This window comes from Williamsia sp. (genome assembly GCF_016462415.1).
In the GTDB taxonomy this organism is placed as follows: domain Bacteria; phylum Actinomycetota; class Actinomycetes; order Mycobacteriales; family Mycobacteriaceae; genus Williamsia_A.
On the sequence record NZ_JAEMTF010000009.1, the window covers coordinates 1 to 8,532 of the forward strand.

The window sequence follows — 8,532 nt, forward strand, 5'->3', positions numbered from 1 at the left end:
CTGCAGGCGTCGCAATCGCTCGACACCCTCGAGCAGGACCTCGTCGCGCTTGGCGAAGGCGAACCGCACCAGGTGCGCCCACGGTTCGGGATGGTCGACGAAGGCGCTGACGGGGACCGCGGCGACACCGACCCGCGCCGGCAGGTCACGGCAGAGTTCCTCGCCGTCGGTGTACCCGAGCGGCCGGGGATCGGCGCAGACGAAGAACGTCCCCTCGGTGCGGTGCACCCCGAAACCTGCGTCGCGCAGAGCCCCGGAGATCAGGTCGCGCTTGGCCGAGAGCGACGCGCACGAGTCACGCACCCAGTCCATCTCGGTGTTCAACGCGACGGCGATGGCCGGTTGGAACGGTCCGCTGCCGACGTAGGACATGAACTGTTTGGCCGTCCGGGCGGCCGCGACCAGGTCGGCGGGGCCGCTGACCCACCCGACCTTCCAGCCGGTCACGTTGAACGTCTTCGCCGCACTGGAGATCCGCAGGGTGCGCTCGCGCATCCCGGGAAGCGCGGCGATCGTGGTGTGGGTCCGGCCGTCGAACACGAGGTGCTCGTAGACCTCGTCGCTGATCACGATGACGTCGTGGTCGATGCAGACCCGTGCGATGGCGCGCAGGTCGCGCTCGCCGAGAACCGTTCCGGTCGGGTTGTGGGGGCTGTTGACGATGAGCACGCGCGTGGCGTCGGTGACCGTGCTCGCCAGGGCGTCGCGATCCAGGACGAACCCGTCGCCGTCGGCGACGAGCGGAACGGTGCGACGGACCCCGCCGGCCATCGCGGTGGCGGCCGCGTACGCGTCGTAGTACGGCTCGATCATCACCACCTCGTCACCGGTCTCGACGAGCCCCACGAGAGATCCGGCTATCGCCTCGGTGGCGCCGACGGTGATGAGGATCTCGCCGGCCGGATCGTATTCGATTCCGTAGCAGCGCAGTTGATGGTCTGCGACCGCCTGGCGCAGCGCGGGGATGCCGGGACCGGGCGGGTACTGGTTGTTGCCCTCGGCGATGGCAGCACGTGCCGCGTCGAGCATCGACTGCGGCCCGTCGGTGTCGGGGAACCCCTGACCGAGGTTGATGGCGTCGTGAGCGGCGGCCAGCTGGGACATCTCGGCGAAGATCGTGGTGGCGAACGGTGCCAGTCGCGTGACGGTGCGCATGGTTTCCAGGCTGTCACACCGACGGGACCAGCCGACGGGTTGCCGGGGTCTTTCGATACTGTCGAATCCGATGACCTATCCGCCGAATCCGTACCCGCCCGGACCACCTCCGGGCGTGCCGCTGCCCCCGAGGCGGAGCCACCCGTTTCGCGCACCCCTTGTCGCGCTGGCGGTGATCGTCGCGCTGGCCGTGGCCATCGCCGTCGTCTTCGCGATCACCGCGCGCACCCTGGTCACCGACGTCGACGACGTGTCGGCCGGCGAATGCGTCCGCGTCACCACCACCGGCGAGGGAACGGTCAGGGCGAGAACGGCCGACTGCGACTCCGAGGAGTTCACCTTCTACGTCGCCTCGAGATCGTCGGCGTCCGGAGTCCGTTGTGCGACCAACGATTACTCGCGCATCTCGTTCGGCAGCGGCGGCGTCCTCTGTCTCGCACCGAACTGGCGCGCGGGCCACTGTTACGAGGTGCCACGAGCGTCGGACCCGGAGGCCACCTACCGCGAACGGGGCTGTGCGACGCCGTCCTCGGACAGGGACCACCCGATTCTCGAGATCACCAAACGGCTCGACGGGACGTCGGATCCGGACTGCGCCGCGTCCGAGGCCTCGGTGTCATTCGCGTTGCCCCGGCCCGTCGGCTACTGCTACGCGCCCGCCTCCGACATACCCGCCTGAGCAGTCCCGCTCGCTCAACCTGCGATAACGGTCGCCGGTGGGCGACATGCGCGGTAATCTTCGCGCGTTGTGTCGCCTACGAAGCGAGCGGAGAACACCGATGACATCCCCCGACGACCCCTCACAGCAGGGTGGCCCGCACAATCCGCCGCCGGGTGGGCAACCGCCGCAGTACCCGCCGCCGGGTTCACAACACCCGTCGTACCCACCCCCGGGTGGACAGCCGCAGTACCCGCCGCCGGGCGGCCAGCCCTCGTACCCGCCGCCGGGCGGCCAGCCCTCGTATCCGCCGCCGGGTGGAGCGCCGTCCTACCCGCCTGCGGGCGGGCAGCAGTTCCCGCCACCGGGCGGGCCCGGCGGGATACCCGCCTACGCCACCGGGGTTCCCGGTGCGTACGGAGCGCCGCCGCCGCGGCGCTCGCGCAAGAAATTGCTCTTCATCGCTCTCGGGGTGATCGTCGCCCTGATCATCGCAATCGTCGTCATAGCGCTGGTCGCCACCAAGGACGACATCAGGGACATCGACGACGCGTCCGTCGGCGACTGCATCTCCGTCACCGGGGGACAGGGTGATGCCCAACCGAAGTCCGCGTCCTGCGACTCCAGCGATTTCACCTTCATCGTCGCCCAGAAGCTCGACACGGCAACGGATTCGTGCCAGGACTCGCAGTACTCCGAACTGACACAGAAGGACAAGGGAAAGCTGTGTCTGATCCCGAATCTCTCGGTCGGCAAGTGCTATCAGTTCCCGTCGTCGGGCGGCTCGTTCGGCGACTTCAAGAACATCGACTGCTCAGCGACCGACCCGACCTCCGGAACGCAGGTGGTGAGGGTGACCGACCGTGTCGACTCGACCGAGGTGTCGTCGTGTGCCGGGGAGACACTGACGTTCGAGCTACCGAAGCCGCTGGGTTACTGCGCCGAGGTGTTGCCCACGCAGTGACCGGCTCCGGCGTCAGCCGATCGCCGGCCCGAGCAGATCGTCGGCGTCGGTGATCCGGTAGGCGTAGCCCTGCTCGGCGAGGAAGCGCTGCCGGTGCGCGGCGTAGTCGGCGTCGAGGGTGTCGCGGGAGACCACTGAGTAGAAGTGGGCCTGTCCACCGTCCTTCTTCGGGCGCAGCAGACGACCCAGCCGCTGGGCCTCCTCCTGACGGGAACCGAAGGTCCCCGAGACCTGCACGGCCACCGACGCCTCGGGGAGGTCGATGGAGAAGTTCGCGACCTTCGACACCACCAGCGTCGAGACCTCGCCGCGACGGAACTGTTCGAAGAGGATCTCGCGGTCCTTGTTCTTCGTCGACCCCTGGATCACCGGCGCCCCCAACGCCTCACCCAGCTCCTCGAGCTGATCGATGTAGGCGCCGATCACCAGGGTCGGCGACCCCTCGTGGCGCGCCAGGATGGACTTCACCACGTTGACCTTGGTGTGCGCGGTGGAGCAGAGCTTGTACTTCTCCTCCGGCTCGGCGACGGCGTACTGCAGTCGCTCCTCGTCGGTCAACGTCACCCGGACCTCGATGCAGTCGGCGGGCGCGATCCACCCCTGCGACTCGATGTCCTTCCACGGCGCGTCATAGCGTTTCGGCCCGATGAGGCTGAACACGTCGCCCTCGCGACCGTCCTCGCGCACGAGTGTGGCGGTCAGGCCGAGGCGGCGACGCGACTGGAGGTCGGCGGTCATCCGGAAGACGGGTGCGGGCAGCAGATGGACCTCGTCGTAGATGATCAGACCCCAGTCGCGGGAGTCGAACAGCTCGAGGTTGCGGTACTCGCCCTTGGATCGACGTGTCATCACCTGATAGGTGGCGATGGTGACCGGACGGATCTCCTTGCGCTCGCCCGAGTACTCGCCGATCTCCTCCTCGGTCAGCGAGGTCCGCGCGACCAACTCACGCTTCCACTGGCGACCGGCGACGGTGTTGGTCACCAGGATCAGGGTGGTGGCACCGGCCTTGGCCATCGCCGCGGCGCCGACCATCGTCTTGCCCGCACCGCAGGGGAGCACGACGACGCCCGAGCCGCCGGCCCAGAACGAGTCGGCGGCCATCTGCTGATAATCGCGCAGCTCCCAATCGGTCTCGGCCAGCTCGATCGGGTGGGCCTCGCCGTCGACGTAGCCCGCGAGATCCTCCGCGGGCCAGCCGACCTTGAGCAGCAGCTGTTTGATGTGGCCGCGCTCGGAGGGGTGCACCACGACGGTGTCGTCGTCGAGACGCGCGCCGAGCATCGGGGCGATCTTCTTGTGTCGCATGATCTCTTCGAGCACCGCGCGGTCGAGGCTGACCAGGATCAGACCGTGAACCGGGCTCTTGACCAGCTGGAGTCGGCCGTACCGTCCCATCGTGTCGACGATGTCCATCAGCAGGGGCTGCGGAACCGCGTACCGGGAGAAGCTGACGAGTGCGTCGACGACCTGCTCGGCGTCGTGACCGGCGGCGCGTGCGTTCCAGAGCGCCAGCGGCGTCACCCGGTAGGTGTGCACGTGTTCGGGTGCGCGTTCGAGCTCGGCGAACGGCGCGATCGCCGCGCGTGCGTCGGCGGCGCGCGGGTGGTCGACCTCGAGGAGCAGGGTCTTGTCGGACTGGACGATCAGTGGGCCTTCGGTCACCTGTCCATTGTCCACGGTTCTGTGACACCGCGTCGCCGCGTGCCCGTGGGCTAGTCCTCGATCAGCTCCACCGACGTGATCCGATGCAGCGCGTAGTGCTGGTCGGCGAGGCCGTCGTCCTCGGTGACGATCAGCTGACCTGCACCGACGAGGCGGGGGACAACGATGTGGCGGCTGGCGGAGCCGTGTGCGTCGACGTAGCCGATGCGTACCTTGCGTCCCACGCGCATGGCGAGCTGGAGCAGCGCGGTCGCCGGTTCGCCGCCGCCGGCGCGCACGGAGTTGCCCGCCGAGCCCGACGGCACGGCCGAGACGGCGGCGTCCTGGGTGCGCATCCGGGCGACCACGGTCGTCATCTGTTCGGGGCTGGCGACCGGCCGGCGCGGCGACCGACGCACCGCCCGCAGGGCCGGGACCCGGGCGCCGCGCTCGCGCAGATCGACGAGGTCGCCGGAACTGTCCTCGCCCGCCGGGGCGAACCCGGCCGAGCGGAGTTCGTCGAGCACCGTCTTCAGCGACGCCTGCGAGATCGCGACGGTCGGCGCCAGCGCGCGCAGCGCCAGCGTCTCCGACACCGGGGACGCGAGGACGGCCGCCAGCGTCGTCGGGTCCTCGCACCGGATGAACGCAGACGCGACCCCGACACGAAGCTGACCGTGCCTGCGGGCGACATCGTCGATCAGATACACCAGCGACTGCGGCACCGGGGTTTTCGAGTGGGCGGTGAAGAAGCCGGTCAGCTCGGTCCCGGTGCGACCGGTGTCCAGCGCGCGCCGCACCGTGGCGTCGGTGACCCGGTAGACCGACGCCGCGCCACCGGATTCGAGGTCGGCGACCAGGGCCAGTTCGGCCGAGAGTTCCGGCGTCAACGGTCCGGGCGCGGTCACGGTCAGGTCGGCCTGGGTGAGGAAGAAGTCGATCGGATCGGGCAGGGCGCGCCCCATCACCGCCGACACCGCCTTCTCCGGATCGCCGTTCTGCGTGGCCGGATCGGCGATGATGGCGCGCCCCGCCGCGGTGAGCGCACCGTGCGCGACCAGCCCCAGCGACTGCGCTTCGTCGAGGGTCGCGTCGATGAGGCGACGCGACATCCGTCGCTGCCACCGCGGGTGTCGCCACCCGATCAGACGGGCCAGGGAGTCGACGTCGACCGACACTCCGGGAGTGCCGGCGGCCAACGCGCTCAACAACATCCGACGCTCCGCCGGGGCCTGCACGTCGTAGAGGTCGCCCGCCAACGACGGGATCGCCGACCCCTCGGCATTGTCCTCGCCGATCTGCCACGGTCGGCGCGGCAACGTCATCCACGCATCGGCGATGGCGTACCAGCGCCGCTCCGGCGGCTGATGCAGCCACTGATCGGCGGTGACGGTCGGTGTCCAGGCGGTCTCGCCGCTGTCGATCGGCGGGTCGGGGAAGCCGTTGTCGATCAGACGCGCACCTGCGAGCAGCTCGATCACGAACCCCTGTCGCGCCAGGTCGATCCCGGTGGCCTTGGCCAGCCGACGCATCTCCCGGACGCCGAGCCCGCCTGCGCGCAACACGAGCGCAGGGGACCGGCCGAGGACATCGACGGTGTCGGTGAGGTGGCGCAGGAGTTCGAGTGCCTCGCCTCCGGCCGCGGCCTCGACGTCGGCGGCCTTGAACCTGCGGGTCGTGTCGGCCGGGACGAGGGCCGGCGCGCGCAGATCGTGCGGCTCGGCCGGCTTCTCACCGCGCAGCAGCTGACCGAGGACCGGCGGGAGTTCGACGGTCTGGTCGTCCACCCGGGCGAGCAACCCGAGCGAGATCAGATGCGGGACAGGGCGGGCCGGGTCGGCGTCGGGTGCGGCGTCGCGGGTGCGCCCCAAGGCCGAACCGGTGGCGAGCGTCTCGAGGAGTTCACGTTCCCGATCGCCGAGTCCGGCCAGGACGTCGGTGATCTCGGCCAGCGTCATCGCCGACAACGGGCCGCCCAGGTGCATGGCCCTCGTCGACAACGCGCTCGGTGTGTGCGAGCCGGTCTCGAGGGCGGAGTCGGGGCCCCACAGCAGAGCACGACCGCGCAGCAGCGCGATCCGCTCGCGGATCTCGTCCTTGTCGGCCCGGCCGTCGAGTGCGGAGACGATGGCCTTCGCCGACGTCGGGGCGAGGATCGTGCGGTGTGCGGCGTCGGTGGTCGCGGTGATCGCCTGCTCGATTACCGCGGCGGTGAGCAGATCGAGATCCTCGGCGGCCAGGCTGATCGACGGACCGGCCAGCGCCCGCTGCGCGAGGACCGCGGTGCTCGTCGGCGGGGGAGTGGCCAGGTCGGGGCGGGCGAGGAGCAGTTCGACGAGTTGCTCGTCCGTGCGACCGGCCAGGTCCTGGGCCAGACCCACGTGACGTTCGGGGCCGGCGCCCGTGCCGGGACGATCGTCAGAACTCATCGAAGTGATCTTATCTGGCTGTGACACCGACCAGATGGGGGTCATGGCAGAATAACCGTCGTGGCTGAAAAGAAGCGGTATGTCGACAACGGCTGGCCCCAGTCGGATGAGGGCGATCACGAACACGCGGTGTCGGAGTTCGCGGCGAGCATCTCCGGCGCGCTGTCCCCGTTCGGCGACGTCGAGTTCCCCCTGCCCGTCGAGCATCTCTCGTACGTGCACCCCGAGACCCACGTCAACCGCTGATCGGTGCCCGACTCCGAGTCGACGAGTGCGGACGGTGACTCGACGGGCGGCCTGACGCACATCGATTCCGCAGGCGCGGCCCGGATGGTCGATGTCGCAGCCAAGTCGGTGACCCATCGGATCGCCGTCGCCGCGGGAACGTTCCGCACCACCGCCGAGGTCATCGGCCACCTGTCCGACGGCACCCTCGCCAAGGGCGATGCGCTGGCCACCGCCCGCGTCGCCGCGATCATGGGCGCCAAACACACACCTGACCTGATCCCGCTGTGCCACCAGGTGGCGCTGTCGTCGGTCACCGTCGACTTCGACATCGCCGCCGACAGCATCGGCGTGACGGCCACCGCGCAGACCACCGACCGCACCGGGGTCGAGATGGAAGCGCTCACCGCGGTCGCGGTCGCCGGACTCACCCTGCACGACATGGTGAAGGCTCTCGATCCGCGCGCGAGCATGGACTCCGTGCGCCTGGTCGAGAAACTCGGCGGCAAGCGCGGACACTGGACCCGTGACTGATCAGAGAACCGCCCGCGTCGTCGTCGCCTCGACGCGCGCCGCTGCGGGCACCTACCCCGACCGGACCGGTCCCGTCATCGCCGACTGGTTGGCGGCGCACGACTTCTCGGTGGACGCGGTGTCGGTGGTCCCGGACGGCGACGACGTCGGTCATCTGCTGCGCGAAGGTGTCGCCGCGCGGGTGTCGGTCATCATCACCACGGGCGGCACGGGGCTCAGTCCCACCGACGTGACGCCGGAACAGACCCGCGCTGTCATCGAGACGGAGATCCCCGGACTCGCCGACGCGGTCCGTGCCGCCGGCTCCGATGCGGTGCCCACGGCCATCCTGTCGCGCGGTGTCGCCGGGATCGCGGGGCGAACGCTCATCGTGAACCTGCCTGGATCGACCGGTGGTGTCCGTGACGGGCTCGCCGTGCTCGAGCCCGTCCTGGCGCACGCGCTCGATCAGATCGCCGGCGGCGACCACTGATGGGGGCGCGATGAGCGCCGTCGTGGTGCGTGCCGTGATCACCGAGGATCCGCTCGATGTCGGCGAGCACCGGACTGCGGTGGAGGCGGCGTCTGATGGCGCCGCGGGAGCCGTCGTCGACTTCGTGGGCGCGGTGCGCAATCACGACGGCGGTCGCGATGTCGGAGCGTTGCACTACACCGCCCATCCGAGCGCAGGCGAGGTCATCGCCCGCGTGGTCGCCGACGTGGCCGAGTCCTCCGACGGGGTGCGTGCCGTTGCGGTGTCGCATCGGGTCGGCGACCTGGAGATCGGAGACGCGGCCCTGGTCGTCTCGGTCGCGGCCGATCACCGTGGGGCGGCGTTCGCGACGTGCGCGCGGATGGTCGACGAGGTCAAGGACGCCCTGCCCGTCTGGAAGCACCAGATCTTCGCCGACGGCAGCGACGAATGGGTCGGCTCGGCCTGACGC

General features: G+C 69.9%; 9 protein-coding genes. 6 read left to right on the plus strand and 3 right to left on the minus strand.

Annotation, left to right across the window (positions count from 1 at the left end; translation table 11 throughout):
• Positions 1-1,155, minus strand: a 1,155-nt coding sequence (locus JHC79_RS03730) for a pyridoxal phosphate-dependent aminotransferase (RefSeq protein ID WP_296388530.1), incomplete at its 3' end; no start/stop codon positions are given.
• A 70-nt stretch (positions 1,156-1,225) separates the two neighbouring features.
• Here JHC79_RS03730 and JHC79_RS03735 point away from each other — a divergent pair.
• Positions 1,226-1,834: a hypothetical protein gene (locus tag JHC79_RS03735; protein ID WP_296388531.1), complete on the plus strand. Its 609-nt coding sequence runs from the start codon at positions 1,226-1,228 to the stop codon at positions 1,832-1,834.
• 100 nt (positions 1,835-1,934) lie between these two features.
• The gene (locus JHC79_RS03740) at positions 1,935-2,777 is read left to right on the plus strand and encodes a hypothetical protein (protein ID WP_296388532.1); all 843 of its coding nucleotides are present in this window, start codon (positions 1,935-1,937) and stop codon (positions 2,775-2,777) included.
• Between the two features lie 12 nt (positions 2,778-2,789).
• Here JHC79_RS03740 and JHC79_RS03745 read toward each other — a convergent pair whose 3' ends face one another.
• Both JHC79_RS03745 and JHC79_RS03750 read right to left on the minus strand, forming a co-directional pair.
• The gene (locus JHC79_RS03745) at positions 2,790-4,442 is read right to left on the minus strand and encodes a DNA repair helicase XPB (RefSeq protein ID WP_296388533.1); all 1,653 of its coding nucleotides are present in this window, start codon (positions 4,440-4,442) and stop codon (positions 2,790-2,792) included.
• Positions 4,443-4,492: 50 nt separating this feature from the next.
• Positions 4,493-6,850, minus strand: a complete 2,358-nt coding sequence (locus JHC79_RS03750) for a helicase-associated domain-containing protein (RefSeq protein ID WP_296388534.1) — start codon at positions 6,848-6,850, stop codon at positions 4,493-4,495.
• Positions 6,851-6,910: 60 nt separating this feature from the next.
• Between JHC79_RS03750 and JHC79_RS03755 the strand changes: the two genes are divergently transcribed.
• Genes JHC79_RS03755 through JHC79_RS03770 form a run of 4 tightly spaced genes read left to right on the plus strand, consistent with a single transcriptional unit; the run spans position 6,911 to position 8,529 of the window.
• Complete coding sequence (locus JHC79_RS03755) at positions 6,911-7,096, plus strand: hypothetical protein (RefSeq protein WP_296388535.1); 186 nt, start codon at positions 6,911-6,913, stop codon at positions 7,094-7,096.
• 3 nt (positions 7,097-7,099) lie between these two features.
• Positions 7,100-7,609 (plus strand): cyclic pyranopterin monophosphate synthase MoaC, encoded by a 510-nt coding sequence (gene moaC / locus JHC79_RS03760; RefSeq protein ID WP_296388536.1) that lies wholly within the window; start codon positions 7,100-7,102, stop codon positions 7,607-7,609.
• On the plus strand, positions 7,602-8,081 hold the full coding sequence (locus JHC79_RS03765; protein ID WP_296388537.1) for a MogA/MoaB family molybdenum cofactor biosynthesis protein: 480 nt from the start codon (positions 7,602-7,604) through the stop codon (positions 8,079-8,081). Before moaC ends, JHC79_RS03765 begins: the two co-directional genes overlap by 8 nt.
• Positions 8,082-8,091: 10 nt before the next feature.
• Positions 8,092-8,529, plus strand: coding sequence for a molybdenum cofactor biosynthesis protein MoaE (locus tag JHC79_RS03770; RefSeq protein WP_296388538.1), 438 nt, complete (start codon positions 8,092-8,094; stop codon positions 8,527-8,529).
• The last annotated feature ends 3 nt before the right edge of the window (positions 8,530-8,532 follow it).